Raw genomic sequence first — 26,576 nt, forward strand, 5'->3', positions numbered from 1 at the left:
ATTTAATTAGTATTCAATCATTTAGGAGAATAAAATGTCAAACCCACAAAGATTTTTAAATAAAGTCGTGATCGTTACAGGTGCAGCCCAAGGCATCGGACGTGGTGTTGCCTTACAAATTGCAACTGAAGGCGCACAAGTGATACTCGCAGATCGCGCTGAAATTGTAGACGAAGTTTTAGCTGAAGTTTTGCAGCATCAAGGTGATGCGATCACGATTAAAGCAGATTTAGAAACTTTTACAGGCGCTCAATCTGTTGTCGCTAAAGCGATTGAAAAATATGGTCGTGTTGATGTTTTAATCAACAATGTTGGCGGTGCAATCTGGATGAAACCTTTCCAAGAGTTTTCTGAAGAAGAAATCATCAAGGAAGTCAATCGCTCCTTGTTCCCAACACTCTGGTGTTGCCGTGCAGTATTGCCTGAAATGATTAAAAATCAACAAGGTACGATTGTAAATGTATCCTCGATTGCAACACGAGGAATTAACCGTGTACCTTACTCGGCATCAAAAGGTGGTGTCAATGCACTGACCGCAGCGATTGCTTTTGAACACGCCAAAGACGGTATTCGTATCAATGCTGTTGCCACAGGCGGTACAGAAGCACCTCCACGTAAAGTCCCACGCAATGCAAATCCATTATCAGACAATGAGAAACAATGGATGCAAGAAGTAGTAGATCAAACCATTGATCGTACTTTCCTTGGTCGATACGGTACGATTCAAGAACAAGTGAATGCAATTTTATTCTTAGCTTCAGATGAATCATCTTATATTACAGGCACGGTCGTTCCTGTTGGTGGTGGAGATCAGGGGTAAAACTTATTTACCATATCACATTGAAAATATTAAATAATTAAAATCTGCATCACGATGTGGATTTTACTTTTTAGTAAATACATGATTGAACAAAATTTTAAACATAATTCAGCAGGATCATTGAATTAAACATGCATGGAGGCAGATGCTTAATGGCAACCCTGTTTAAAACCTTAAAACAAGATTGGTCAATTTCAGCCACAGTTGCAGGCTTTCTAGCAGTCTTGATTTCCTATTCAGGTCCCCTGATTATTTTTTTCCAAGCTGCTCAACAAGCCAATGTCAGTCATGCCATGATGATTTCATGGATTTGGGGCATTTCAATTGGTGCAGCAGTTGCAGGGATATTTTTATCCATCAAATTTAAAGTGCCTGTCATTACTGCATGGTCTGCACCCGGTACGGCGCTGCTCGTCACCCTATTTCCAGATATTTCTTTAAATGAAGCCGTTGCTGCTTATATCACCTCAGCCGTGGTGATTTTCTTGATTGGCATCTCTGGCTCATTTGATAAATTATTGAAATGGATTCCACACGATGTTGCCGCAGGTATGATGGCAGGGATTTTATTTCAATTTGGGTTAGGTTTATTTAAAGCCACAGACACCATGCCCATCATCGTGTTTGGTATGCTTATGGTCTACTTGGTCGCAAAACGTATCAATCCCCGTTATGCCATGATTTTTGTATTGATTTCAGGCGTGATTTTAAGCTTGGCTTTGGGCAAAATGAATCCTGTCAATGTCGATTTTTCATTGGCAATTCCTCAGTTTATCATGCCTGAATGGACATGGAACTCAACGCTCAATCTTGCCATTCCACTGACTTTAGTCAGCTTGTCGGGGCAGTTTCTACCTGGCATGGCGATCATGAAACTCAGTGGTTATGACACCCCTGCCAAACCGATTATTACTACCACAAGTTTAGCTTCTATGGCTGTAGCTTGTGTGGGTGGGATTACCATTGTCTTGGCATCAATTACAGCAGCCTTGTGTATGGGCAAAGATGCACATGAACTAAAAGAAAAGCGTTATATTGCAGGGATTGCCAATGGAATCTTTTATATATTAGGTGGTTTATTCGCAGGCAGTATTGTGATGCTTTTTACTTTACTGCCAAAAGAATTGGTTGCAGCTTTGGCAGGACTTGCGCTTCTCGGTGCGATTTCTACCAATATGGCCGTATCGATGAAGAATGAAAATCAACGTGATGCAGCACTATTAACCTTTTTAGCAACAGCTTCGGGTATGAGCTTTCTAGGTTTAAGTTCGGTATTTTGGGGCATTTGTATTGGCATTGTGGCACATTTAATCTTAACTAAACATCAAAAAGTGCAGTAAGTTCAAACTGAAATTGTAAGCACTAAATAAAATCGTTCACCTAAATTAATTTTAAGTGAACTTTTTAAATAATATAGTGTTAAATATAAGTCTAGTTTAAAAAATCAGACTTTTAAATCACTAAAAATTATCAATTATAATAAAGGTAACACTGCAGGAACGATATCATGAATGGTTTTACCATTACAGGTCTCACCAATCGCAGCCATTTTCCAAGCATTATTATGACGATATACTTTCGCAATAATCAAAGCTGTGTAATTACCTTGTGCTGACAAATTATATTTTGCAACTTCAGTATTGTTAGTTTCATCCACTACACGACAAAATGCATTCTCAACTTTTTCAAAAGTTTGACCACGGAAGCTACTAATTGTAAATACAATTTGTTGAACTTGTGCAGGAACACGTGTCAAGTCGACAAAGATTTTCTCATCATCACCATCACCTTCACCTGTTAAGTTGTCACCAGAATGCTGAATACTGCCATCACGGCTACGAAGCTGAGCAAACCAAACATTATCAATTACTTGTTTATTGGCATCAAATAAAATTGCAGAAGCGTCCAAATCAATTGAACCGCCACCACCAAATAAACCACCTAAAAAGCCGCCGCCTTTCGCAACGTCCCAACCAGCACCCAAATAAATTTTAGTTAATGAAGAACCATCAGGTTTTTCTAACGAAATTTTTTGACCTTTAACGAGACTAATACCCATTTATTGTTTCCTTTAGTTTGAATTTCCACGACCTAAAGCCGATGCCAACCATTGTAAATAACTTGCACGATTTCGAGAGCAAACAATTACTTTGCCATGCCCACGAAACTTAATTACTAAACCTTCGCCACTGGTGAGACTATTAAAAATATTTCCAACAATGCCACCTCCGCCTGAGGTCGGCATGCCAATGTTATAATTTAAAGACGCATCCCATGCCGCAACATGACCATTATCAATCGTCACCTCACCTTGTTCAGGCGTAATATCTAGCTCAAGTAATGTCCCACTACCTGAGATACAGACTTGTCCCTGCCCACTGGTTTCCATCACCACAAAACCACCAGTCCCACCGAACAACGCACCGCCAATATTGCTTTGCACTTTGGCTTTGATATTGGTATGTTCAGTTGCAGCAACAAATGCCCCATCTGATAAAATATATTGGCGTTGTCCTACATCTAAAATCTGCATATCACCATCTAAATTTGGGGATAACAAACATTCACCATCGCCTTTCGATGCCTTAATTTGCTGCTGAAATAAGGACTCACCCGAAGTAAATTTACGCATGAATGCCTGAAAGACACCGCCACGTAATTTGCCTGTGACTTCGAGATTTTGCTCGACCATTACCATTGCATCCGACTCACAGTAAATTGACTCACCATGTCTCATATTGACATGCAAAAAAGGTTCTGGACTACCGACTAAAGTAAATGTTGCCATTGCTCTCTGTCCTATTTGATTATATTTTTCTGTTGTGCAGCTTTGAGCCACATTGGAAATTCATTTAACAATAAATCATACAGTTGCGCCTCAGGCATACTGTCAATATTGTCCATCGCAAAGAAATTACAATTATCAACCACACGTCCTGCCATCTCATCTAACTGTTCTAACGCACCGTAGTTACGCCCGCCGATGCCGACAAACTGCCAAAATATCGCTTGATTTGAAGCATCTTTTAAAATCTGTTTGATCTTTTTGGTTTCAGACACGCCACCATCTGAAATAAACACCACATATACAGGCAATTCTGATGGACTTTCTTTGCTGAAATAATCTATAACTGCATGGAGCGCAGCAGGTTCATTATTAAAACGTGCGCCTGCGTCCCATTTTTTATGCCCACCCTGTTCTGTATTGATATAGTTTTTTAAATTGCCTAAATGTACATCGCTTAAACGTAAAGCATGCTGTGCAAATGCCCAACATTCAAAACTACCATCATCATCAAAATTCACCGCTAAAGGCATAATGCGATCTAAAACTTTTTGCACATCACCCTTTTTATATTGCTGATTCATCGAACCTGAATAATCTAGTACCAACGCCACACGCGCTTTGACACCCAATAAATTATTTTTTTCTAAACTCAGCAATGATTTTTTGGTGAGGTCTAAAAGTTGTGGTGCAGATTTTTCGATCTTATCTAAAACTACTTTTTTCTTTAAATCTAAAGTCGATGTGCTTGAAGAAATGCTTTGTGAAGTTATCGCATGTTCCATTTGAACAGGTGTATTCTCATCTGCAACTTCTCCACCAAAATATTCAACCAAAGCCTTTAACCCACCATTAAAGCCTTGACCTATCGCAGCCATACGCCAATCAGCATTTTTAAAATAGATTTCACACAACATAGCAGCTTTTTCTTGCTGGAAATGTGTACTTGTAAGTTGGTAACTTGCCAAAACTTGCGCGTGTAAATTCAGTAACTCGACTTGAATGTGTTGAATATTGTTTAAAGTTACATGGTCAGTTGTCGCACAAATAACAAATCGAGGTGTTTTTTGAATATCAATCTGACTCAGATCAAATTGAAAAATATGCTGTTGGGCTTTGTGAAAATATTGTACTTCTTGTTCAGGCGTTTTAGGCTGATTATAAAAAGTCATATAATCATCATGATAGAGCTTATTATTTCCCCCCAAACCGAAGCTAGAGACATCAATCTCAAAACTGGCTTGCACTTGAACGCGTACAGTAAATTGTAAAGTAGACTGTAACAGTTGTGCCAATGCGAACTTTTGTCCTGAAACCAATTGCATAATTGTTCTCTATTTTAGTACTTGAAAATAATCTATAAAACAGCCAAAGGAATAAAATCATTTTCAAGTACTAAAAGATTGCTCTTTTAGTACTTGTGTTTAAATTACAACTTAAACAGCAACGCCATAGCTTGCAGCCAATGCACCTAAACCACCGTTAAAGCCTTGACCTACTGCTTTGAATTTCCACTCACCACTGTGACGGTACAATTCACCAAAAATCATCGCAACTTCAGTGCTACCATCTTCAGACAAGTCAAAACGTGCAAGTTCTTCGCCATTTGCATCTTGGTTGATCACACGGATATACGCTTTATCCACTTGACCAAAGTTTTGACCGTTTTGTTGACCTTCATGGATCGTCACTGCAAATACCACTTTTGCGATATCCGCAGGAACTTTAGACAAATCTACAGAAATCGTTTCATCATCACCGTCGCCATCACCCGTACGGTTGTCACCTTGATGGGTGACAGAACCACATGGAGAAACTTTTTGGTTAAAGAAAATAAAACCACCGTCACCTGTTACTTTGCCATTTTCATCTGTTAAAAATGCCACAGCATCTAAGTCAAATGCTTTACCGTCAGTTACACGTGGATTCCAACCTAAACCTAAATCTACCTTGTTCATGGTAGGTGCAGTTTTAGAGAGGTTAATGTTACCGCCTTTAGATAAACTAATTGCCATTTTTTAATTTCCTTCTTGATTTGATTCGAGTTGTTGCTGCTTTTTACTATAAGAAATTGATGAGAAAACCGCCCATACGATGAACGCCACACCAATTAATCCTGTGACAACTTCTGGTACATGCACACCTGTACCACTTGCCAACATAATCAATGCCAGAGCACCAATTGCATAATGTGCACCATGCTCTAGATATACATAGGCATCCAATGTGCCTTTTTCAACCAGGTAAATGGTCATAGAACGAACAAACATCGCACCAATTGCCAAACCTAACATAATCACAACAACATCATTGGTAATTGCGAAAGCACCAATTACACCGTCGAAACTAAATGAAGCATCTAAAACTTCTAGATATAAAAAGCCACCGATACCGCCTTTTACCACTGTACCTGTAACTGTGGCGTTGCCATTTGATGTAGATTTCTCATTTTCGTCCTCATCGTCATCTGAGCCACTGCCTTCAAGTAAATGTCCAATGACTTGCACACCCACATACACCACGATACCCCAGATTCCCGCCATCACCACAACTAAACGCTGTGCATCTGGAACAAAACCTGCGATGACTAATAGTACGATCAGTGAAATAAAAACTGAAATCGCTTGAATATTACCTAAATCCGCCAGTTTGGACTCCAACCAATGAAACCAATGTTCATCTTTTTCATCATCAAAAAGGAAGTTTAAAAACACAAGTAATAAGAAAATACCACCAAAAGCAGCAATTTCAGCATGATGTGCCATCAGCTTTTCTGAATAAGTTTTCGGGTCATTCAGCGCAAGTTTTGCCACTTCAAGCATACTCATATCAGCAGTTACACCAACAATGAGTAATGGGAAGATCAGTCGCATACCAAAAACAGCAACGATGATCCCCACAGTTAAGAATAACTTACGCCAAAATGCATCCCAATGCTTCAATACTGAGGCGTTGACCACAGCATTATCAAAAGACAAAGACACTTCCATGATGGCTAAAATACCTGTGATCGCAAGTACTTTAAGCATCATCATCAAACCAGCTTCAGGTCCGTGAGTAAAACCCCAATATGCAGAGATTGCCAAACATATAACGGTGAAAATTATCGAAAATCTAAAATGCTTCATTCATTCCACTCATCTTAGATGCTAATGCCATACTGATGGCACATTGCACGCAAGCCACCTGCATAACCTTGACCCACTGCACGGAATTTCCATTCACCGTTATGACGATACAATTCACCAAACACCATTGCTGTTTCAGTTGAATAGTCTTCGTTCAAATCAAAACGCACGATTTCAACATTACTTTGATCATTGACCACACGAATGAACGCATTTTGTACTTGACCAAAGTTTTGACCACGTTGTTCAGCGTCATGAATGGTGACAGTAATTGCAATTTTTTGAATATCCGCAGGCACTAAACCTAAATTGATTTTCACGGCTTCATCATCACCATCCCCTGCACCTGTACGGTTGTCACCTGTATGTTCAACAGAACCTTCAGGAGAACGAGTTTGGTTATAGAAAATAAAGTCATGTTCACCACGAACTTTATCATTCGCACCTAATAAAAATGCAGAGGCGTCCAAGTCAAAATCAGCACCATCGGTTGCACGGGCATCCCAACCCAAACCCACAAGCACGTGAGAAAGAGATGGATCTGTTTTACTCAGTGATAAATTTCCACCTTTATTTAAAGAAATAGCCATGTTGCATATCCTTTTATCTATGAAAGTTGTTTAAAAAATTTAAATATTAATCTTTAGAGCCTTGCGTCCAACGGAAGCCAAAGCGGTAATGTTGATCTAAATATTGTTGATCTTGGAAATAACGAACTTCACGGTTGGCTTGAATACTACCACCGACATTTTTAAGTTCGACAATGGCACAAGTAGTCAAATGATTACCATCAGTCAAACGTACTTCAATTTCAGGTTGATTTGGAATACGAATCGTCACTACACCATCCGTTGCTGCCCACTGTGCTACACCTGAATAAATATAGGTATAAATCACAATCCGTTCAATTTCATCCCAACGGTCGCCATTAATATGTAAGTTTTCACCTGTGCTTCTCGCACCTGTACGGTCATCCCCATCTAAATGAATAAATGGTGGACGATCATAATGTCCAAATTGATTACCCAAAGGTTGTACCAGTGCAATCTGACCACCTTTAAACTGAATCATTGCCCCAAGGTCTAGATCGATGGTTTTATTACCGCCGACTAACTTTTTAAAGAATGAGCCTGATTGGGCTTGTTGACCTTGATTCCAGTTGAGATTCACCGAGATTCGACCAAAACCTACTCCTTTTTTGGTAAGGTTGATACTTGAATTGGTCTTATCGAGTTTAATTTTAGATAAATTTAAACCTGAACTTGGCGTTGGCGTTGGCGTTGGCGTTGGCGTTGGCGTTGGCGTTGGCGTTGGCGTTGGCGTTGGCGTTGGCGTAGCTTGGGTCGTATCTGCCGCAATTTCAACACCAAAATTTTCTGCTAACGGTTTCAAACCACCATTAAAGCCTTGATTTACAAAACGGAATTTCCACTTATCATTGTGCTTATACACTTCCGCTAAGATCAACGCTTTTTCAGTTTTCTGTTGCGTTTCTACCGTGGCAGTTGCCACAACTTGACCATTCTCCAACACTTCCAATTGAATCGGTGCTAAAGCATTGACTGCATATGCTTCGCTTAATGTGGCACAAATGGCAACTTTGCTTATTTGTGGATCAATTAAGGGCGTATTGAAATTTAATTTTGCAAGATAAGGGGTTTTACTTAAAGACTCAGTTAAAACGACACTACGGTTTGCAGTGTTTAGTTGTCCATAGAAGATCATGTCTTGATCGCCACGGACTTTTTGCGTAGTTTGCGCCAACTGGTAAGCTGTAATATCTAAATCAATATGCGCAGGAACGTTTGTTTTTATTAAAATCTCAACATTTTGTTGCGTTAAACCAAGATTACTACCTGCAATCAATTGCATATTATCCTCAAAGACTTTGTTATAAATCTATAAAAAGTGAATTTCTGAATGAAATCAAAATTTAAACTAAGTAGGTTTAATATATTTGAACCACTTAGTTTTACCATAAAAATATGACAGACCATAGTATAAAAATCTTTTTTTTAACAAAAATACAAACAAATAATCAGTAAAAAAAGATTGCAAGTCATTCTATTTTAATTATATATTGCGCTCACTTTTATTCATTGATTTAAAATAATAGTTATCTTGCTTTTATAAGTTGTTTAATTTCTCTTATGTTGAGAAATACTTAAAAAACTGTGAAGGTTTTTATTATTTGATTTAACCCCTGCCTTGTTGAGAATAAAGTTTATCGTGAAAGATCATTATACCGTTTGGATTGCTGAAAGTTTTTCTTGTCAAAAAGATATTATTCAAGCCTTAAAAGATTCTTCACTTGCCACCAATTTGAAAATCATTTGCTCACATCATTTATTGCGACCTGAATTACACGATGTTGCTGATCTTTTTATTCAACAACCTGATATTGCGGATGCTGCCGAGTGGTTATTACAACAATGTATTCAATACAAAGTTGACGTGCTATTTTGTGGAAAAAGAGCGCAATATATTGAGCCGTACCGACAACAATTTGAAAAACATAATGTTAAATTGATTACGGGGGCAATGTCACTCAACCAACTTGAAAGCATAGATGATAAATTTGCATTTACGGAAAAATGTAAAGTTTTAAATTTGCCTTATATTCCTGCACTCAAAGCGGACTCATCCGACACATTAAAAAGTGCAATTTCGCAAGCCAAACAACAATTTGGTGAAATTTGTGTCAAACCTGTGCATGGGGTGTATGGTGCTGGCTTTGTATGTTTAAAAGATGATATAGATTATTTTCAACATTTTAAATCACCATTTATCGCCAATACACAGCAATTTATTGAAGCCTATGCGCAGCTCAAACAGCCCATTGATTATTTGGTTATGCCTTATTTGGATGGTGAAGAATGTTCGGTTGACATTGCTTGTGATCAAGGCAAAATCTTGGCACAAGTAACTCGTATTAAGTATCAATTTCATCAAGAATGCTTTTTGCAACATCCCTGTCATAAAATTTGCACACAGTTAGTTCAACATTTCCATTGTGACGGTTTGATTAATATCCAATTTAAAAAAGACCAACAGCAGCAATGGCATATTTTAGAAATTAATGCACGTCCCGCAGGTGGATTTGCCTATACCTTACATACTGGGGTGAACTTGGTTGCAGAACTTTTTGCACAAAAATTAAATCTCAATTTACAGCGTGAAAAAACCATTTCCCCTGTCAAAGTATTGCCTTTAGTACAAAGTTTTAAAATGGATTAAGATTAATTAATGAAAGAAATTGAATTAAGTCGTGGTTATCTTCGTGTTTCGGTTCGTCAACATCACCCGCATTGGGATTTAGATCAATTATTAGGTTTTGCAGAAAGAATTAATCCCAAACGTGCTTTTTTATTTGTTTCCAAAGTTTTAGGTAAACATATTCCTGTTGCACCTTCTACCATGCAACGCAGTTATGTAGATTTATGTGCCTTAATCCCTAAAGATTTACCATATCCAATTACCGTAATTGGTATGGCTGAAACAGCTGTAGGTTTAGGTGCGGGCGTATATCGTGAACTGAAAAAAGATTTTGCTGAAAATGCACTGTTTGTTACTACGACCCGTCACCCAGTAGATGCTTTACCAACTTTAGGTTTATTTTTAGAAGAACATAGTCATGCCCAAGATCAGTTTATTTTGAGCAGTCACGATCGCAAAAAACATCAACATTTAATTCAATCCAAAACTTTGATTTTGGTGGATGATGAAATTTCTACGGGTAAAACCTTTAAAAACCTGATTACAAGTCTAAAAAATGCTGGACTTGAGCAAGTAGAACGGATCATTTTGGTGACATTGGTCAATTGGGCAGAAGAACATTTGAATGACCTCGATGTGGGTATTCCCATTGAAGTTGTGTCACTGCTGCATGGTTCTTGGCATTGGCAAGCCAATCAAAATCAGATTGAAATCAACATGCCTGATGTTAATAAAACCAATCAAGAAGCACAGCGTATCATTGCACCCCATGACTGGGGACGTGAACCGAGTTACTTAGACTGTAAAGCTTGGTCGAATGTTCAAGTTAAAAAACCGAATGAAAAAATCTTAGTACTAGGTTCTGGTGAGTTTAGTTGGATTCCTTTTCTCATTGCAGAACAATTAGAGCAACAAGGTGCTGAGGTTTATTACAGTTCCACCACCCGTTCCCCAATTATGCAAGGACATGCCATTCAAAGCATTTGTGCCTTCACTGACAATTATGGGCTAAATATCAATAATTATGCCTATAACGTTAGACATCAACAGTTTGACCGTGTGTTATTGGTCATCGAAACAGAACAACACAGTGTAGACCCTACACTATTTGAGCAAATTGAAAATTTAGAAGTTATTCATTATGAAGCATAAGCCTTTGGTATTTGTCGATTTAGACGATACATTATTTCAAACCAATCGCAAATCTGCACCGACGGATTTGCATAAGATTGCGACTACAGATAAGTCTGGGCAACCGTTGTCTTATATGAAGCCAAAACAGCAAGTTTTTGTGAATTGGTTATTAGACTCTGCTGAGGTTGTGCCTGTGACTGCGCGTTCAGTTGAAGCTTTACAACGTGTGCATTTACCTTTTCAATATGGTGCAATATGTTCACATGGCGGTACGGTGATTGATGCACAGCAAAATATCGATCTAGATTGGTTTCATATTCAACAGCAAGCTGTTGCTGAGTTAAATGACTTATTACATGAATTACCTGACATTTTACTGAAAACAGCCCATGACTTAGGCTCGATTCGTACATGGACAGTCGAGGAAAATGATCTCAAAATCTATACGGTTGCCAAACAAAACCAACCAGAAGACGGGCTTTTTTTAGACCAATTGGTACAACATTTACCCAAAGATGTGTTAGAACATTGCTATATCCATATTAATGGCAATAATTTAGCAGTTATTCCAAAGTTTGTTTCTAAACAAAAAGCGGTTGAGTTTTTTATTAAAAAATATGACCCTGAAGGTGAACGTGTCATTTTGGGTTGGGGCGATAGCCTCTCTGATGCAGGATTTTTGGGTTGCTGTGATTGGTTTGGTATGCCCAAAAACAGCCAACTCGACCATTTTTTAGCACACAACTTAAGCAATGATCATCGACAGAAAGGATTCTTAGGGCATGTCTAATTTAAATGATATTAATCAAACATTGGCAAATCTTGGTTTTCACGGCTCGTATCATCCACAAGATATTACATTTTTGCTTAATATCACCCAGCTTAAACCGACGCCTGTAGCAGAAAAAGAGCGTCTGATTCAATCAGGCAAAAAACACTATTCAGAAATGATCAGTGAGGAGAAAGCCCCCTCACCTGAACATTTAAAACATTTTCAACATGCTTTTAAACATGGTGCAGAACGTTTAGCACGAGAAGCTCAACAACTCAGTCAAGCTTTAATGGCACGCTTTCCCAATCAGCCCATTATTTTGGTGAGTTTGGTGCGTGCAGGCGTACCCTTAGGTGTTCTACTTAAACATTGTATTCACCAAAATCAACCTTGTTTTCATTATGGTATTAGTATTATTCGTGATCGTGGCATTGATTTCGCTGCGCTCAATGCCATCATTCAACAACATGGTGCTAAAAATATTGTCTTTGTCGATGGTTGGACAGGCAAAGGTGCGATTTGTCGTGAATTGACCCAAAACTTACAAAGCTATCCTGAATTATTTGATGCAGGCTGGGAGATTCCTCGCCTTGTAACCTTATCAGATTTGGGAGGGTATTCTTGGTTGAGTGCCAGTTGTGAAGACTGGCTCATTCCTTTTGGCATCTTAGGTTCAGTCATTTCAGGTCTAACTTCGCGCAGTATTTTACGAGAAGATATTGATCAAGACGAAGCGAAATTAGACTGTTTTAATCCTGAAAAATGGCATGATTGTGTGATTTATACACATCTTGAGCAACACGATTTATCACGACAATTCATCCAAGATATTTTAAATATTATTGCGCAACAACCAACCCAAGAAAAAATTGAGTGGAATAACCAGATTCGCTTAACCCAGCAAAAACACTGTTTAAGTACAGTGGACTGGATAGCAGCACAATACCAAATCAATAACATTAATCATATTAAACCGAGTATCGCAGAAGCGACCCGTGCCGTACTTAGACGTGTGCCTGAACGTATTTTAATCCGAGATGAACACAATCCTCATGTTCAGCTCCTGTTACACTTTGCGCAACAACAGCATGTCCCAGTTGATATTTTAGGTTCAAAATTAGGTCCCTATCATGCAGTGACCTTAATCAAAAAGGTTGGAAAATAATAGAATGAAACAATTACAATACGCCATTGAACTCGGTGCGACGATGTATATTCCTGCCACGCATGAAAATTTATGGGACGTGACGGAAGGTAATAAATTTACCAATCTAAAATCTATCGCTGTATGTTTGGAAGATGCTGTTTTAGAAAAAGATGTACAAACAGCAATGGTGAATTTAAAAGCACTTTTGCAAAAACGTGCAGAACATCCAAACCTAAAAGCACCCGCTCTGTTTATCCGTCCACGTCATATCGAAATGGCAAAATATATTGTGGACTGGGATTTACACCATACCATTAGTGGTATGATTTTACCGAAGTTTACTTTGCATAATTTAATGCAATGGATGGAGGTCTTGCCTTCTCATATCAATTTAATGCCCACCTTCGAAACCAAAGAAATTTTTGATATGGGGCATAATCTTGAATTACAGCAAGCATTGAAATACGACTTTCATAAAACCTTATGTTTAAGAATCGGTGGCAATGATCTTTTGTCCTGTTTACATCTACGTCGCCCAAAAAATACTACGATTTATCAAACCCCTGTGGGTATGCTGATCTCACAACTGGCAGGTTTATATATTCCTGCAGGGTTTCAACTCAGTTCTCCAGTGTGTGAACATATTGAAAATACACAAATTTTATCGAGTGAACTCATACAAGACATGAATAATGGCATTTATACCAAAACTGCCATTCATCCAACACAAATCGATTTTATTCATCAAGCATTTCAAGTGTCTACAGAAGAGTTTCAAGAAGCGCAACAAGTGTTAGCCATCGATGCAAAAAGTGTGTTCAAAAGCCAAGGTTCAATGTTAGAACCTGCAACACATCGCAATTGGGCTGAAATGGTACTTTTACGCTATAAAACCTTTGGTTTAAATAAATCAAACCTAATCCAGCAAAGCGATGTATTTAAATTAAACGCTTAACATATCATGCAGTGAAATTGCAATTTTTGCTTTTTCACTTTATTTTCTTCTCATTCAAAAATGATCAATATTTCAAAACTATAAAATTTTAGGCTCTTTCGATCAGCTGATTTACTGATAATTTTAATTACATCACTTGTTAAAATACAACAGCTTTAAGTGTTTGAAATTATAAATTACTTTACTCCTCATGTAATATCTTGCTTTAATAGCTTTATTTCATCTTATTCGTACAATAACAAACTTGGTTTTATTATGACGCAAATAGCACCACAGGATAATAATCAACAACATTTAACAAGCCAACAAAAAACAGGCGTTTCAAGCTATCTTGCTCGTTTTATCTCTTTTTTAACTCGGCGTGGCGCACGCTTATTGACTGGTGCACGCAGTTTATGGGTCGGTTGCCAGCCTGAAGAATGTAAACAACGTATTTATTATGCCAATCATAATAGTCATATTGACTTTATTTTGTTGTGGTCATCTTTACCCACTGCGATACGCAGAAAAACCAAACCTGTGGCAGCATCTGATTATTGGCTTAAAGATGGCATGCGCCGTTTTCTGATCCATAATACGTTTAATGGTGTGACCATTCAGCGCAATCGTGAGAATAATCAAGACCCATTACAGCCGATTATAGATGCCTTAGAACAAGGCTACTCTATTATTTTCTTTCCTGAAGGCACACGTAATTTAAATGATGATGTTGAATTATTAAAATTTAAAAGTGGTTTATTTAATTTACATCAACAATTTCCTGAGATCGAAATTGTTCCTGTATGGATTTCCAACTTAAAACGTGTAATGCCTAAAGGAGCATTTATTCCTTTGCCTTTATTGTCTACCGTCTGCTTTGGTTGTCCTTTGGAACAGCATTTTGAAATGGATAAAACCGAATTTTTAGCGTATGCACAGCAACAACTCCTGAAATTAAAAGAGGTTGAAAACCAATGACCTTGGATAACCTAGAACAAACTTATTTATTATTTGCTATTTTCGCAGCGATTTTAATTTTTGCATCAACAGTTGGATTTATTTTAAAGCAGCGTGCAGGCACAGCACCCTCGCCTGTCATTGACAATTTAAATGCGCGCATCAATGCCTGGTGGGTGATGTTAATTGTGATTGGTGCAGCGATTTTGCTCGGAAAAACTGCATTTATCATTCTTTTTGGTATTATTTCTTTATTTGCATTACGTGAATTTATTAGTTTATTACCCACACGGCGTGGTGATTATTTTCCATTACTGATCGCTTTTTATTTTGTTATTCCTTATCAATATTATTTGATTTATACCGACTGGTACGGTTTATATTCAATCTTCATTCCCTTATATGTTTTTTTACTGATTCCAATCGCCAGCCTAAAGCAAGAAGACACAACCCATTTTTTAGAGCGTAGTTCTAAAATTCAATGGGGTTTAATGGTCAGTGTATTTTGTATTTCTCATGTTCCCGCCTTATTGAATCTAAAACTTCCAGGCTTTGATGGTGAGAAAATTTGGTTAGCAATTTGGCTCATTATGGTGGTGCAAGCATCTGATGTTTTACAATATGTTTGTGGAAAATTATTTGGAAAACATAAAGTTGCACCTGTATTATCACCTTCTAAAACAGTTGAGGGTTTAGTTGGAGGCATTGTTTTAGCTACAGGCTTAGGCGTACTCATGGCATGGCTCACTCCATTCACCCATTTACAGGCTGCTTTTATAGGATTAATTGTCTGCGTTTTTGGTTTTTTTGGTGGTCTAGTCATGTCTGCGATCAAACGTGATCGTGGGGTCAAAGACTGGGGACAGTTGATTCATGGGCATGGAGGTATGCTAGATCGTATTGATTCAATATGCTTTTCAGCCCCGATTTTCTTTCATATCTTACGTTATTGGTGGAGTTAAAAAATAAATCTGACCGCCTAAAGGCGGTGGTTTTAACCTAAATAGAGACTAATAAAGTTGTTAACAGAATAATTAAATGAATTAGATAAAAAAGGATGCGAAATTTAATATTTCCCATCCTTTTTTAATGAATCAATTATTGTTCAGCCAACCAACTCATAAAGCGTTGACGTTCAGCTTTAGATGCTTTTTGCCAAATTTGAATCATCTGCTGATCCGCCGAATTTCCATTTGTAGTTGCCAGATTTACGTTGGTCGTCGCTACCGCTTGTGGTGCATTTGCATAAACTGGTGCGGGTTGATTTTCAGACTTCTTAGAAGTCGTTAAATCAAATACTCGACCAAAAACGCCTCCTGATAACCAAGGCTTAGCTTCGTTATTTGCACCTGTTTGTTGTACGATCATTTGGTTATTTTGGTCATACAAAGCAATTGTTGGCTGTTCAGCATATTTTTTTGCAGCATCAAAATCTTTTGGCGCATTGACCAAATTTAATTTATAGGTTTTACCATCTTGTAAATCTGGTGCAGTAATGGTGACCACACCTGATTTTAAAATGTCGTGTTCGTTATTTAAATGTTCAAAGTACTGCTGATAACGAACACTCAATGCAACTTGACCATCATCTACTTTATATTCATTCTTTTTGGTTCTAAAAATACCTGTATTTACTTCCTGCTCATTTACAGCCAAGACCACTATTTCCTCAGGTGCAGTAATGGTCACTGCCGCAAAAGTCGAGCCACTCATGACCAAGCCCAAACCGATTACACTTGCTGCAAATTTAAAACGCATAGGTATTTCTCAAATGTCAATAAACTGTAAAATTTAATGCACTATGCTATGTCCTCATGACAATTTTATGACAATTCAATTTTTCATAAAATTTTAATGGCAAAGTATTTGAAAAATAAATTTTTATATAAAAATTTTAAGCAATGGCTTTCAACAATTTGTATCCTTATTTTGATTTTTTAGCGCACTTAAAGATTCATTCAGTATATAAAAGTTTTGTGCACCACAATGTCGACATACTTTCCCTAAATGTCTACGCCACAGTTCATAGATCACACCCGGAATAATGGCAAAACATAAAAGCAATAACGTAATAAAAATACTTCCTCGATAAGTCGACACACTATATCGCCCACAAGATAAACATTTTTCTTTCATTAAAATATTTCTATTTTTAAAATTTTGTGAATATTAACTTGCCCCTGATGTATGAATCAATTGTTATTCTGGATTGTAATAGCCAAAATTTCAGTCATATTAAAAATAAAAAAAGAGCGCTTAAGCGCTCTTAAATTTTATACTTAACTTAGTTAAATGTTTTAAAACGCTCAGCATCATCCATAAATGGTTTTTCACCCGCAGGTGCTTCTACTGAACCAAAAACTAATTGTGCACGAAGTTTCCAGTTGCTTGGTACGTTAAATGTTTTTGCTACTTCTTCATCTACGATTGGGTTGTAATGCTGTAATGATGCACCCAAACCAGCTTCTGAAAGCGCTGTCCAAGTTGCAAACTGTGCAATACCTGTAGAATGCTCTGACCAAACTGGGAAGTTATCTGCATAAAGCGCAAATTGTTCTTGAAGACTTTTTACCACATCTTGATCTTCATAAAATAACACTGTGCCATAACCCGCAATAAAACTATTAATTTTATTACTTGTACCTTCAAATGCCTCTGCAGGCACGATTTTACGTAAAGTTTCTAAAACAATCGTCCAAAATTTCACATGTGAGTCACCAAATAAAGTCACTGCACGTGAAGTTTGTGAGTTAAATGCAGATGGGCTAAGTTTGATTGCCTCTTTGATGGTTTCTTCAATTTTTACATTGTCTAATTTTACATTTTTGCCAATTGCATAAATTGAACGGCGTTGTTTGATTTGATCTAAAAATGACATTATCGTAATCCTCAAATATTTGTTTGACCATTTTGGTCATGTTCTAAGATGATTTAAGTGTATTGTATTCCAACTCTTTTCGTCAGCATTATCTTTATGACATTCTGTTGCATAAATAGAACGCTCTATAACTTAGCATCGTTCCTGAATATCAACATTAGGAAAAAACTCTAAATATTTGATTTTCATCTTCATAAGATTTGGTACTTGCTGGAGTCACAATCGAGCCAAACGTCATCTGTGCTTTAAGTTGCCAATGTTTAGGTAACTCATAATGTTGCAAAATCTCATCATTAATATTTGGGTTATAGTGATGTAAAGCTGCCCCCAAGTCTAAGCTTGCAAATAGACTCCACACTGCGAATTGCACCATACCTGAGCTTTGCTCTGACCAGATTTCAAAATCATGGGCTTGTAATGGTTTAAATTTTTGCAGTTTTTGAATGACCTGCGTATCTTCGAAAAACAAAATTGTGCCATATGCTGCAACACATTCATCAATTTTAATAACCATGCCATCATAGACTTTTTCATTCATGTATTTCTTTTGGATTTGTTTGACCATTTTCCAAAATTGTTCATGTGCTTTTTCCACCAAGATAACAACACGTGCACTTTGACAATTCAATACTGATGGACAGCAATATACAGTTTCTTTAATTAAAGCGACTAATTCCTCTTGTGGATAGGCAACCTTTTTACCAAGATGATAAACACTACGGCGCTTGCGCAGATCTTCTAAAAACTGATACTCATCCAATTGATTATCCTTCTTTTTAAAAAGTAAATCTCTAGATAGCTCAGTTGTTAACACATGACCAATTTTAGACAGAAGTGTCATTTTCATTTCCCCAAAGACTTAAAAATAAAGGCATAATTTTTTTAAGTATTTTATCTTTAATGTTAAGGCTTTGTATATTTTATCTTGGCTGTAATGGCTATTTTTAAGACAAAAAATCTTTAAAAAACAAAAAACTCCGCATATTACGGAGTTTCTGTACAATTATTCAACGTAGGGTTAAATTAATTATTTTTCAGTTTCAAATAAAGCAGCAACAAATGATTTTGCAGAAAATGGACGTAAGTCATCAATCTTCTCACCGACACCGATAAAGCGAATTGGGACATGAGTACGACTTGCAATATTGAACAACACGCCCCCTTTGGCTGTACCATCCAGTTTAGTAATGGTTAAACCTGTCAAACCCACTGCTTCATCAAACATTTCGACTTGATTAATTGCATTTTGCCCAGTACCTGCATCCACGACTAGCATTACTTCATGAGGTGCAGTCGCATCAATTTTTTGCATAACCCGCTTAACTTTAGTTAACTCTGTCATCAAGTTACTTTTATTGTGTAAACGTCCTGCAGTATCTGCGATCAACACATCTACCCCTTTGGCACGTGCACTTTCAAAAGCATCAAAAATCACTGAAGCACTGTCTGCACCATGCCCTTGTGCAACCACTTGGATGTTATTACGCTCACCCCAAATCTGTAACTGTTCTGTCGCTGCGGCACGGAACGTATCTCCCGCAGCCAACATGACTTTTTTACCTTCGCCTTGTAAACGTTTTGCAAGCTTACCAATGGTTGTGGTTTTACCTACACCGTTAACACCGACCACCAAAATCACAAATGGATTTTTATTTGGGTCGATATGTAAAGGTTTGACACGTGGCGCAAGTAAAGCCACCAATTCTTCTTGCAAAGCTTTATATAAAGAATGTGAGTAAATCAAATCGCCACGTTCAGTACGTTCGGTTAAGTTAGCAATAATGGTTTTAGTGGCATCTACACCAATATCTGAAACTAATAATTGTTCTTCAACTTCTTCTAGCAACTCATCATCGATTTCTTTACCACCGATGAGGATGTTTACCATACCATCTGCAAGATTTTTGCGGGTTTTGGTTAAACCTTCTTTCATACGGCTAAAGAAACCACCTTTAGCTTGCGCTTCGGTATCTTGTGGTTCTGTTACTACTGATGTTTGCTCTTCTGCAATAGGTGTTTCTATAATTTTATTTTCAACAATAGGCACATCAACGGCGGGTAAGCTCGGTAATGTGACATCATCATCACCAATTTCCGCATCAATCAAGAATTTATTTTGCTGTTCTTGCATGCCGATTCCTTGAAAAGCATAGTGTTAAAAAAGAAAGAGTTTAGCACAGATTGTCCTATTGATAAGCGTTTAAGCTATATTAAAGTGCCTGCTTTAACTGTTTAAAGCAATGTTCCTACAAATCAACCAAAATGCAACATTTCAATATTGATTTAAAACATATTTTTTTTAAGAATAAGCTACATACTTTAAAATTTTTAGGATAGGTAGTGTTCAATATCAAAAAAATACCTTTTTATATTTTTTCAACTACTTTATCTCGTTTTGCCCTATGTGGCAGTATTATTCTGGCAACATTTTCTAGTCAAAGCAGTCTTGCCAACACACAAAGTCAACTCGCACGTACCACCTTTGAAACCAGTTTAAACAACGGCTTAAAAGTGATTATTCGAGAAGATCATCGTGCTCCGATTGTAATGACCCAAATTTGGTATGGCGTTGGCAGTAGCGATGAATCAGGCAATTTACTGGGCATGTCGCATGTACTAGAACACATGATGTTTAAAGGTACACATAAAGTTCCTAATGACGAGTTCACACGTTTAAGTCGTATCTATGGCGGGCGAATTAATGCTGCTACCTATACCAATTACACCAACTACTACCAGCTTTATCCCAAAAAATACTTTCCTTTAGCGCTAGAGCTTGAAGCAGATCGCATGCAAAACTTAGTGCTCCGCCAACAAGATTTTGAGCCTGAAATAAAAGTAGTAATGGAGGAACGTCGTCAACGTACTGATGATAACCCTCGAAATCTCGCTTATGAACGCTTTAAATGGATTGCTTACCCGACAAGCCACCATCGCCAACCTGTCATTGGCTATATGAAAAATCTACAAAACATTCAATTAGATGATTTAAAAAAATGGTACAAAACTTGGTATACCCCAAATAATGCAACGCTGGTGATTGTGGGAGATGTTAATGCTGAACAAGCTTTAAAACAAGTCGAAAAATACTTTGGGGGTATCGCTAAAAAAGCGACACCCGATCGTAATGATGTACTTGAGTTTGACCGTTTAGGCTATCGTCATATGGAGTTATCACTGCCTGTTCAAGTAGCAAACCTATTTATGGCATGGAATGTTCGCTCATTAGCGACTGCAAAAAACCCACAAGATGCTTACGCCTTAACTATTATCCAATCCTTACTGGATGGTGGGATATCAGCACGACTACAAGATCGTTTAGTGAGAGATAAAAAAATACTGACTGCAATTAGCGTCAGCTATGACCCTTATAACCGTGGCGATAGCCTTTTTGTGATTTCTGCTTTACCTTCTGAAAATGTCACACTGGTACAAGCACAAGCAGCGATTGAAAAAGAAATGGATTTATTTAAAACAGAATTAGTCAATCAAACTGAACTAGAGCGTGTAAAAAATAATTTCGTTTCTAATTTGGTTTACAGCCAAGACGATATTATTGGACAGGCTAACATGATTGGAAACTTAGAAGTGAATGGTTTAAGTTTTCGTTTAATGGATGAACTTCCTCAACATTACGACAAAGTCACACCACAAGATTTACAGCGTATCGCCAATATTTATTTTGTTCGAGATAACTTAAGCACTTTGTACTTAAGTCCTGAATCAAATAACGACAAATAAAAATCAGGAGTTATCCGTGCAAAAACTCAAATATACTTTACTTATTTCCGCTTTATTATGTTCAACATGGAGTTTTGCTGAATTAGAACCCGACAATCAAGCAAATGTAGATTCGATACTCGATGACACGCCATTAAAGTCCATCACAACTTTACAAAGTCTTAAAAACCTCAGTCAGCAAAAAAGCTATCAAGCACCTTTTGTCCAAGAGCTCAACAATCCACAGAAAGTCAGAACACTTTTTGTTTCTACACAAGACTTGCCTATTGTTGATATTCAACTGACATTTAATGCAGGTTCTGCTCAAGACGAAAATATTGCAAAAGGCATGTACGGACTGTCAAATATGGCAGCAAGGCTAATGACTGAAGGCACAGAGCAATATACTGCCAAGCAAATTGCCAGTACTTTTGAAGGCTTAGGTGCAAAATTCAGTGTAAATGCCTATCGAGATATGTTTACGGTACGTTTGCGCGTGCTTTCAGACCCGAATAAGCTTAATCCCGCTGTTGATATGATGTTACATATACTCAAACATGCGACATTCAACAATTCTGGGCTAAATTTGGTGTTAAACAATACCAAAGTTGGACAAAAACAAATTCAAGAAAACCCCAACCGTTTAATGGGAATTCGCTTCTATCGCGCAATCTATGGTACCCATCCTTATGCTGAACCGAGTGTAGGAACAAATGCCAGTATTCAAAAAATCACCCCTGAACTGCTTGTACAGTTTAGAAATAAACTCTTAGTTTCCCAGAATATGAATATTGCGATCACAGGCAATCTCACAACTGAGCAGGCAACGAATTTAAGTCATCTATTACTACAAAATTTACCCCAAGGTGAAAAAGCACCTGAACTGCCAGAACCACTTGAGCAAGCAGATTTCAATATTCAGTTTATTCCCTACCAATCTACCCAAGCCAACATCATGATCGGACATCTCGGCATCACCCGTGAAAATCCAGATCGAATTGCGCTTGAAGTCGCCAATCAAATGTTTGGTGGAAGTGGCTTTAACTCCATCTTAATGAAAGAGTTAAGAGTCAAACGTGGTTATACTTATGGTGCATATAGTAATTTAACATCAATGCAATCACGTGGACTTTTCAGTCTAAGTTATGCCACCCAACAAGAGCAAATGATGGACAGTATTCGAATAGCCCATCAAGCATTAAGAGATTTTGTACAACAACCCATTCAACGTAAACAATTAGAAGAAACCAAAGAAGGAATGTTACGCTCATTCCCAATGTCTTTTAGTAGTAATGCCAATATCAATGCACAATTGGCTTCTATTGGTTTCTATCACTTACCTGCAGATTATCTTTCGCAATATCAACAACAACTCAGTGCTATCACCGCCAAACAAGTACAAGCTGCTTTACAAAAACATATTCGTGCAGATCGCTTAACTTTTGTGATTGTTGCTAATACACTTGATCAACCCGCTTTAAAGAAAATGTTAAATGAAAATTTAGGTAATACTTCATCATCGGAAACTAAGACTATGCTAAGTGAAAAAACTGATACAAAAGATAAAGGCTAAGTATGAAAAACTTGAGTAAAAAGTTAGAATAGCCCTACGAACTCAAACAAAACTAGCTGATACTTATTCATCTTCTATTGCCATTGCTGGATATTCTTTAACATGTTTCGCTTCATAAGCATAAGCTCGCATTAACCTCAAATACTCATGCATTAAAATTTGTGGTTGCGCTTGTAAATGTTGCGCAAAGCTTTGTGTATGTGGATAGGTTGCTTGGAGTGATAATTGACTAACATGTTGATATTTTTCAATACTAATCGGGCGAAACAATGCAAAACTTGCAACGAATAAAATGAAGATCACGATCAGCATGATCCCCATTTTCAAAACAGACTCCAAGGTTATTTTTGACTTAAATTTTAAAAATTGATCTTTTGATATGAGCATGCACTACCTCGAATATATAGGTAGTTTAAGCTCGAAAGCTTTAAAAATATAGTGCTTCAGCGAAATGCATATAAATTCGAGGAAGATTAAGCCAGCAAAGCTTAATCATCCTTATTCAGAGATAAACTTTATAAAAAAAGTAATATCTTAATTAAGCACCCTTAACTTAAAATAGAACGAATAACTGCAAAATATAAAATCAGTGCAATAATCGCCAAAGCTAAGAATACTGCGAAAATACTGACTCCTGCTTCAGCATGTACTGGATGTAAATCATCATCGTCCGCTAGACGACGTAACTCACCATCATACACACGATAAAATCCTGCTTTTTGCAAAGGCTCCAGATTTCGTGTATAATCGTAAATACGCTTACGTTGTGCCAAGCAAAAATCACCAAGATGAATCTCTTGATGAAAAATTGCATCGTCCAATTGTTTGCGGTGATACTGAGCAAGTGCAACTATTTGAGACTCAGTTGGAGGTACATCAAAATTAAAACCATCTATGATCTTGTTCATATTTGTTCTCCCTTTTAGTCGTCTTCCTTAATATAGATTTTAATAAAAATTAGTTCTGATTAATGTTTAATCATGTAATCATACATTATTCAATCTAGTCTCCAAAAATAGTTGACAAGTTAAGTAATTTGTAATATTAGTTTAATAAAGAGAAGTTAAATTAGTAGTGTTTAGTAAAAAGACCTCATGGGAGGTCTTAAATGATCATAATTACAATAAGGAGTTATATATGATTCATCAAATCTCTCAACATGACTTAGAGCATGTTTATGCAAATGCGGTAAATACAATTCATTCTGAAATGAATTTTATAGATGCGGTTAAACAGTTAGAAGATGCAGCACAAGCAGGTCATGGTAAAGCAGCAATGTTCTTAGCAGAACTTTATTATCAAGGTTTCCGTGTAGAACGTGACTCATTAAAAGCACAATACTGGCAAAAAATGGCCACGATGCAAGCATAATCAAACGTCACCTAGGTGGCGTTTTTTAATGCTACCTTTTGCTGTTCATATTTATTTACGAATTAACATCAAGCTTTCATCAAAAAAATTGCCGAATCGCTTACAATAGTAGGGAATCAAATTCGATTGCTTAATCATGAAAAAATACATTCATCTTCAACCAATTCCCAAAGAACTTATTATTAAACTTTCTATTTTAAAATCTTTAATGTATTGCGGTGTTTTATGGGGCTTATACCATCAAGGTTGGGCAATGAAAACCGATAAAAATGATGTTTATTTCCCTTTCTGGCTTAATTCTTTGCAAGCATATCAATATGCTAGCTTACATTGGCCGCAATATACACCGAAAAGGATTACGCCGAAAGACTTTCAAGAAGCCTTACTTCCAACATTAACGCGTTTAAATGTAAAGCCTGCTCTATTTAATTCTTCAGGTCGTAAATTCAAACTATCTACGACACAAATGCACCATTTTTTCTTTAATAATTCAATGCAATTTCAAGCAATTTAAAATTTGAATCTGCATTATTTAGTATTTATTAGATGATCAATTTATAAACAAAAAACCTGTTTTTTAAACAGGTTTTTTGTCTTTTGGGGAGTTTACGGATTTAAATAAAAATAACCTGAAATTGCACATAAAGCACAAATTGCTAAGATTAAGTATGTATTTACCGTATTAAAACTTACTAAAAATTTAACAATATTCATGATAAAGCAACAGCATATAAAATAAATTCACACAAATTATACAATAGTTTATAAAAACATACACTTTTGATTTAATTCCAAATTAAAAATTAATATACATTTCACTTTATCTTTATCATTTAAATATCAAATATAAATCAATTACTTAAACTACTATTTAGAGATATAAAACATGATAATTTAAATTGCAATATATTATCATTTTCATTAATTACATTTATTTACATAAATAATGCTTTATTTTTAACTATTACATTTATTTGCAATATATTACATGCTTATCAAAATACATTTTTTAATTTTACTTTTTCGAAATACCTGACTAAACATGATGTTTATTTATTGCTTTAGAGTGCTATAACTGTACTGTGGTGTCGTTTCTTCTCAATCCGCTTGATATTTAAGCTTTAAAAATATACAGAAATTATTTTCAAAAAATCATATAATTAACTCAATTTTATATATCTTAAGTAGGCATATGTCACTGATTATCGGTATTGACCCGGGTTCAAGATTGACTGGTTATGGCATTATTGAAAAAAATGGGCAAAAACTAAGCTTTATAGATGCAGGAACAATTCGCACAGAAACCACTGAAATGCCTGAACGTCTAAAGCGAATTTTTGCAGGTATAGACCGTATTGTTAAGTTTCATGGTCCCACTGAAGCTGCTGTAGAGCAAGTTTTTATGGCTCAAAATCCTGATTCAGCATTAAAACTGGGGCAAGCACGAGGTGCAGCCATTGCAGCTTTAGTCAATTTAGATTTACAAGTTGCAGAATATACAGCTCGTCAGATTAAACAGTCAGTGGTAGGCTATGGAGCCGCCGACAAAGAACAAGTACAAATGATGGTGATGAAGCTATTAAACTTATCTATACAACCACAAGCGGATGCTGCTGATGCACTTGCAGCAGCAATTTGTCATGCACATGCTTCAGGTAGCATGAGCAAACTTGCAGTACTTAATGCTTTAGGTGGTATGGCACGAGGGCGTAGTCGAAATAGTGGAAGAAGACGCTAGTTGCTTAATACTTATAAGAGATTTAACACTAAAAATTACACATAATCTGCAACATCTTTGCGAATTTCACGGAGAGATGGCTGTTTGCTATATGTTGCAATCAACATTTTACCCACTGTTCTTAAATTTTTGTTTTGATTGGGATCAATGCGAATTAAAGCCAACTCCTCATCAATACGAGAACCTGCTATTGGCTTACAGATGACAATATTTTCATTGCGCTCAATCACTTTATACTGTGGAAATTCTTGTTGAATTTTCTCTTTTAAACTCAGTTTTTTTGAGGATTTAGAATGGTCAATTTGCGTATAAATGACCAACAAAATACATGCTACCAATACAATTGCAACGATTAAATACTTTTCCATTTATTCTAACGCCTGTTTTGTGAAAATCCTGAAAA

At 36.8% G+C, this 26,576-nt stretch carries 29 protein-coding genes; 14 read left to right on the top strand and 15 right to left on the bottom strand.

The window, feature by feature from the left end:
* The first annotated feature begins 34 nt into the window (after positions 1-34).
* Positions 35-820 carry a 1,6-dihydroxycyclohexa-2,4-diene-1-carboxylate dehydrogenase gene (locus DJ533_RS10805; protein ID WP_065995104.1) on the top strand — a complete coding sequence of 262 codons (786 nt, stop codon included), beginning with the start codon at positions 35-37 and terminating at the stop codon, positions 818-820.
* A gap of 152 nt (positions 821-972) precedes the next feature.
* Positions 973-2,160, top strand: a complete 1,188-nt coding sequence (benE, locus tag DJ533_RS10810) for a benzoate/H(+) symporter BenE (protein WP_065995105.1) — start codon at positions 973-975, stop codon at positions 2,158-2,160.
* Between the two features lie 134 nt (positions 2,161-2,294).
* On the opposite strand, the gene DJ533_RS10815 is transcribed toward benE, so the two are convergent.
* The 7 genes from DJ533_RS10815 to DJ533_RS10845 all read right to left on the bottom strand — a co-directional run bounded on the left by DJ533_RS10815 (position 2,295) and on the right by DJ533_RS10845 (position 8,605).
* Complete coding sequence (locus tag DJ533_RS10815) at positions 2,295-2,879, bottom strand: TerD family protein (RefSeq protein WP_065995106.1); 585 nt, start codon at positions 2,877-2,879, stop codon at positions 2,295-2,297.
* A gap of 12 nt (positions 2,880-2,891) precedes the next feature.
* Entirely contained in the window at positions 2,892-3,608 is a 717-nt protein-coding gene (locus DJ533_RS10820; protein WP_065995107.1) for a TIGR00266 family protein, read from the bottom strand.
* An 11-nt stretch (positions 3,609-3,619) separates the two neighbouring features.
* A complete protein-coding gene (locus DJ533_RS10825; RefSeq protein WP_065995108.1) occupies positions 3,620-4,930 on the bottom strand; it encodes a vWA domain-containing protein in 1,311 nt (436 codons plus the stop codon).
* Between the two features lie 111 nt (positions 4,931-5,041).
* Positions 5,042-5,620: a TerD family protein gene (locus DJ533_RS10830; RefSeq protein WP_065995109.1), complete on the bottom strand. Its 579-nt coding sequence runs from the start codon at positions 5,618-5,620 to the stop codon at positions 5,042-5,044.
* Positions 5,621-5,623: 3 nt separating this feature from the next.
* Positions 5,624-6,733: a DUF475 domain-containing protein gene (locus tag DJ533_RS10835; protein WP_065995110.1), complete on the bottom strand. Its 1,110-nt coding sequence runs from the start codon at positions 6,731-6,733 to the stop codon at positions 5,624-5,626.
* A 14-nt stretch (positions 6,734-6,747) separates the two neighbouring features.
* The gene (locus DJ533_RS10840; RefSeq protein WP_065995111.1) at positions 6,748-7,323 is read right to left on the bottom strand and encodes a TerD family protein; all 576 of its coding nucleotides are present in this window, start codon (positions 7,321-7,323) and stop codon (positions 6,748-6,750) included.
* Between the two features lie 46 nt (positions 7,324-7,369).
* Positions 7,370-8,605 (bottom strand): TerD family protein, encoded by a 1,236-nt coding sequence (locus DJ533_RS10845; RefSeq protein ID WP_109849258.1) that lies wholly within the window; start codon positions 8,603-8,605, stop codon positions 7,370-7,372.
* 357 nt (positions 8,606-8,962) lie between these two features.
* Between DJ533_RS10845 and DJ533_RS10850 the strand changes: the two genes are divergently transcribed.
* The 7 genes from DJ533_RS10850 (at position 8,963) to DJ533_RS10880 (ending at position 15,855) form a co-directional block, all read left to right on the top strand.
* On the top strand, positions 8,963-9,970 hold the full coding sequence (locus tag DJ533_RS10850; protein WP_065995026.1) for an ATP-grasp domain-containing protein: 1,008 nt from the start codon (positions 8,963-8,965) through the stop codon (positions 9,968-9,970).
* A gap of 9 nt (positions 9,971-9,979) precedes the next feature.
* Positions 9,980-11,101, top strand: a complete 1,122-nt coding sequence (locus tag DJ533_RS10855) for a phosphoribosyltransferase domain-containing protein (protein ID WP_065995025.1) — start codon at positions 9,980-9,982, stop codon at positions 11,099-11,101.
* On the top strand, positions 11,091-11,873 hold the full coding sequence (locus DJ533_RS10860; protein ID WP_065995024.1) for an HAD family hydrolase: 783 nt from the start codon (positions 11,091-11,093) through the stop codon (positions 11,871-11,873). The genes DJ533_RS10855 and DJ533_RS10860 overlap by 11 nt, the downstream gene beginning before the upstream one ends.
* Complete coding sequence (locus DJ533_RS10865) at positions 11,866-13,020, top strand: cysteine protease StiP domain-containing protein (RefSeq protein WP_065995023.1); 1,155 nt, start codon at positions 11,866-11,868, stop codon at positions 13,018-13,020. Before DJ533_RS10860 ends, DJ533_RS10865 begins: the two co-directional genes overlap by 8 nt.
* A 4-nt stretch (positions 13,021-13,024) precedes the next feature.
* A complete protein-coding gene (locus tag DJ533_RS10870) occupies positions 13,025-13,957 on the top strand; it encodes an HpcH/HpaI aldolase/citrate lyase family protein (protein ID WP_065995022.1) in 933 nt (310 codons plus the stop codon).
* Between the two features lie 255 nt (positions 13,958-14,212).
* Positions 14,213-14,914, top strand: coding sequence for a lysophospholipid acyltransferase family protein (locus DJ533_RS10875; protein ID WP_065995021.1), 702 nt, complete (start codon positions 14,213-14,215; stop codon positions 14,912-14,914).
* A complete protein-coding gene (locus DJ533_RS10880) occupies positions 14,911-15,855 on the top strand; it encodes a phosphatidate cytidylyltransferase (protein ID WP_065995020.1) in 945 nt (314 codons plus the stop codon). The genes DJ533_RS10875 and DJ533_RS10880 overlap by 4 nt, the downstream gene beginning before the upstream one ends.
* A 136-nt stretch (positions 15,856-15,991) precedes the next feature.
* Here the strand turns inward: DJ533_RS10880 and DJ533_RS10885 are convergent, their stop codons facing one another.
* The 5 genes from DJ533_RS10885 to ftsY all read right to left on the bottom strand — a co-directional run bounded on the left by DJ533_RS10885 (position 15,992) and on the right by ftsY (position 19,902).
* On the bottom strand, positions 15,992-16,651 hold the full coding sequence (locus tag DJ533_RS10885; protein WP_065995019.1) for a YccT family protein: 660 nt from the start codon (positions 16,649-16,651) through the stop codon (positions 15,992-15,994).
* Positions 16,652-16,801: 150 nt separating this feature from the next.
* Positions 16,802-16,993 carry a hypothetical protein gene (locus DJ533_RS18690; RefSeq protein WP_171488556.1) on the bottom strand — a complete coding sequence of 64 codons (192 nt, stop codon included), beginning with the start codon at positions 16,991-16,993 and terminating at the stop codon, positions 16,802-16,804.
* A gap of 184 nt (positions 16,994-17,177) precedes the next feature.
* Positions 17,178-17,774 (bottom strand): nitroreductase family protein, encoded by a 597-nt coding sequence (locus DJ533_RS10890; protein WP_148245846.1) that lies wholly within the window; start codon positions 17,772-17,774, stop codon positions 17,178-17,180.
* A gap of 154 nt (positions 17,775-17,928) precedes the next feature.
* On the bottom strand, positions 17,929-18,612 hold the full coding sequence (locus tag DJ533_RS10895) for a nitroreductase family protein (RefSeq protein ID WP_065995017.1): 684 nt from the start codon (positions 18,610-18,612) through the stop codon (positions 17,929-17,931).
* Between the two features lie 186 nt (positions 18,613-18,798).
* Complete coding sequence (gene ftsY / locus DJ533_RS10900; RefSeq protein ID WP_065995016.1) at positions 18,799-19,902, bottom strand: signal recognition particle-docking protein FtsY; 1,104 nt, start codon at positions 19,900-19,902, stop codon at positions 18,799-18,801.
* 281 nt (positions 19,903-20,183) lie between these two features.
* On the opposite strand from ftsY, the gene DJ533_RS10905 reads away from it, so the two are divergent.
* Positions 20,184-21,512 (top strand): M16 family metallopeptidase, encoded by a 1,329-nt coding sequence (locus DJ533_RS10905; protein ID WP_228716540.1) that lies wholly within the window; start codon positions 20,184-20,186, stop codon positions 21,510-21,512.
* Between the two features lie 16 nt (positions 21,513-21,528).
* Positions 21,529-23,064 carry a M16 family metallopeptidase gene (locus tag DJ533_RS10910; protein WP_065995015.1) on the top strand — a complete coding sequence of 512 codons (1,536 nt, stop codon included), beginning with the start codon at positions 21,529-21,531 and terminating at the stop codon, positions 23,062-23,064.
* Positions 23,065-23,127: 63 nt separating this feature from the next.
* Here the strand turns inward: DJ533_RS10910 and DJ533_RS10915 are convergent, their stop codons facing one another.
* Both DJ533_RS10915 and DJ533_RS10920 read right to left on the bottom strand, forming a co-directional pair.
* The gene (locus DJ533_RS10915; protein ID WP_065995014.1) at positions 23,128-23,451 is read right to left on the bottom strand and encodes a hypothetical protein; all 324 of its coding nucleotides are present in this window, start codon (positions 23,449-23,451) and stop codon (positions 23,128-23,130) included.
* 161 nt (positions 23,452-23,612) lie between these two features.
* Positions 23,613-23,972 carry a hypothetical protein gene (locus DJ533_RS10920; RefSeq protein WP_065995013.1) on the bottom strand — a complete coding sequence of 120 codons (360 nt, stop codon included), beginning with the start codon at positions 23,970-23,972 and terminating at the stop codon, positions 23,613-23,615.
* A gap of 229 nt (positions 23,973-24,201) precedes the next feature.
* On the opposite strand from DJ533_RS10920, the gene DJ533_RS10925 reads away from it, so the two are divergent.
* The 3 genes from DJ533_RS10925 (at position 24,202) to ruvC (ending at position 26,173) form a co-directional block, all read left to right on the top strand.
* Positions 24,202-24,435 carry a hypothetical protein gene (locus tag DJ533_RS10925; protein ID WP_065995012.1) on the top strand — a complete coding sequence of 78 codons (234 nt, stop codon included), beginning with the start codon at positions 24,202-24,204 and terminating at the stop codon, positions 24,433-24,435.
* A gap of 136 nt (positions 24,436-24,571) precedes the next feature.
* A complete protein-coding gene (locus DJ533_RS10930; RefSeq protein WP_065995011.1) occupies positions 24,572-24,949 on the top strand; it encodes a DUF2750 domain-containing protein in 378 nt (125 codons plus the stop codon).
* A 678-nt stretch (positions 24,950-25,627) separates the two neighbouring features.
* Positions 25,628-26,173, top strand: coding sequence for a crossover junction endodeoxyribonuclease RuvC (ruvC, locus tag DJ533_RS10935; protein ID WP_065995010.1), 546 nt, complete (start codon positions 25,628-25,630; stop codon positions 26,171-26,173).
* Positions 26,174-26,208: 35 nt separating this feature from the next.
* Here ruvC and DJ533_RS10940 read toward each other — a convergent pair whose 3' ends face one another.
* Positions 26,209-26,541, bottom strand: coding sequence for a hypothetical protein (locus DJ533_RS10940; protein ID WP_065995009.1), 333 nt, complete (start codon positions 26,539-26,541; stop codon positions 26,209-26,211).
* Between the last annotated feature and the right edge of the window lie 35 nt (positions 26,542-26,576).

This window comes from Acinetobacter defluvii, assembly GCF_001704615.3.
In the GTDB taxonomy this organism is placed as follows: Bacteria; Pseudomonadota; Gammaproteobacteria; order Pseudomonadales; family Moraxellaceae; genus Acinetobacter; species Acinetobacter defluvii.

Bases quoted from the DNA above. Each gene is read 5' to 3' on its own strand.
- ruvC (WP_065995010.1), top strand. From the start codon at position 25,628: ATGTCACTGATTATCGGTATTGACCCGGGTTCAAGATTGACTGGTTAT.
- DJ533_RS10855 (WP_065995025.1), top strand. From the start codon at position 9,980: ATGAAAGAAATTGAATTAAGTCGTGGTTATCTTCGTGTTTCGGTTCGT.
- DJ533_RS10880 (WP_065995020.1), top strand. From the start codon at position 14,911: ATGACCTTGGATAACCTAGAACAAACTTATTTATTATTTGCTATTTTC.
- DJ533_RS10865 (WP_065995023.1), top strand. From the start codon at position 11,866: ATGTCTAATTTAAATGATATTAATCAAACATTGGCAAATCTTGGTTTT.
- DJ533_RS10840 (WP_065995111.1), bottom strand. From the start codon at position 7,323: ATGGCTATTTCTTTAAATAAAGGTGGAAATTTATCACTGAGTAAAACA.
- DJ533_RS10920 (WP_065995013.1), bottom strand. From the start codon at position 23,972: ATGAACAAGATCATAGATGGTTTTAATTTTGATGTACCTCCAACTGAG.
- DJ533_RS10870 (WP_065995022.1), top strand. From the start codon at position 13,025: ATGAAACAATTACAATACGCCATTGAACTCGGTGCGACGATGTATATT.
- DJ533_RS10835 (WP_065995110.1), bottom strand. From the start codon at position 6,733: ATGAAGCATTTTAGATTTTCGATAATTTTCACCGTTATATGTTTGGCA.
- ftsY (WP_065995016.1), bottom strand. From the start codon at position 19,902: ATGCAAGAACAGCAAAATAAATTCTTGATTGATGCGGAAATTGGTGAT.
- DJ533_RS10820 (WP_065995107.1), bottom strand. From the start codon at position 3,608: ATGGCAACATTTACTTTAGTCGGTAGTCCAGAACCTTTTTTGCATGTC.
- DJ533_RS10925 (WP_065995012.1), top strand. From the start codon at position 24,202: ATGATTCATCAAATCTCTCAACATGACTTAGAGCATGTTTATGCAAAT.
- DJ533_RS10845 (WP_109849258.1), bottom strand. From the start codon at position 8,605: ATGCAATTGATTGCAGGTAGTAATCTTGGTTTAACGCAACAAAATGTT.
- DJ533_RS10875 (WP_065995021.1), top strand. From the start codon at position 14,213: ATGACGCAAATAGCACCACAGGATAATAATCAACAACATTTAACAAGC.
- DJ533_RS10940 (WP_065995009.1), bottom strand. From the start codon at position 26,541: ATGGAAAAGTATTTAATCGTTGCAATTGTATTGGTAGCATGTATTTTG.
- DJ533_RS10895 (WP_065995017.1), bottom strand. From the start codon at position 18,612: ATGACACTTCTGTCTAAAATTGGTCATGTGTTAACAACTGAGCTATCT.
- DJ533_RS10830 (WP_065995109.1), bottom strand. From the start codon at position 5,620: ATGGCAATTAGTTTATCTAAAGGCGGTAACATTAACCTCTCTAAAACT.
- DJ533_RS10885 (WP_065995019.1), bottom strand. From the start codon at position 16,651: ATGCGTTTTAAATTTGCAGCAAGTGTAATCGGTTTGGGCTTGGTCATG.
- DJ533_RS10825 (WP_065995108.1), bottom strand. From the start codon at position 4,930: ATGCAATTGGTTTCAGGACAAAAGTTCGCATTGGCACAACTGTTACAG.
- DJ533_RS10860 (WP_065995024.1), top strand. From the start codon at position 11,091: ATGAAGCATAAGCCTTTGGTATTTGTCGATTTAGACGATACATTATTT.
- benE (WP_065995105.1), top strand. From the start codon at position 973: ATGGCAACCCTGTTTAAAACCTTAAAACAAGATTGGTCAATTTCAGCC.
- DJ533_RS10930 (WP_065995011.1), top strand. From the start codon at position 24,572: ATGAAAAAATACATTCATCTTCAACCAATTCCCAAAGAACTTATTATT.
- DJ533_RS10915 (WP_065995014.1), bottom strand. From the start codon at position 23,451: ATGCTCATATCAAAAGATCAATTTTTAAAATTTAAGTCAAAAATAACC.
- DJ533_RS10805 (WP_065995104.1), top strand. From the start codon at position 35: ATGTCAAACCCACAAAGATTTTTAAATAAAGTCGTGATCGTTACAGGT.
- DJ533_RS10815 (WP_065995106.1), bottom strand. From the start codon at position 2,879: ATGGGTATTAGTCTCGTTAAAGGTCAAAAAATTTCGTTAGAAAAACCT.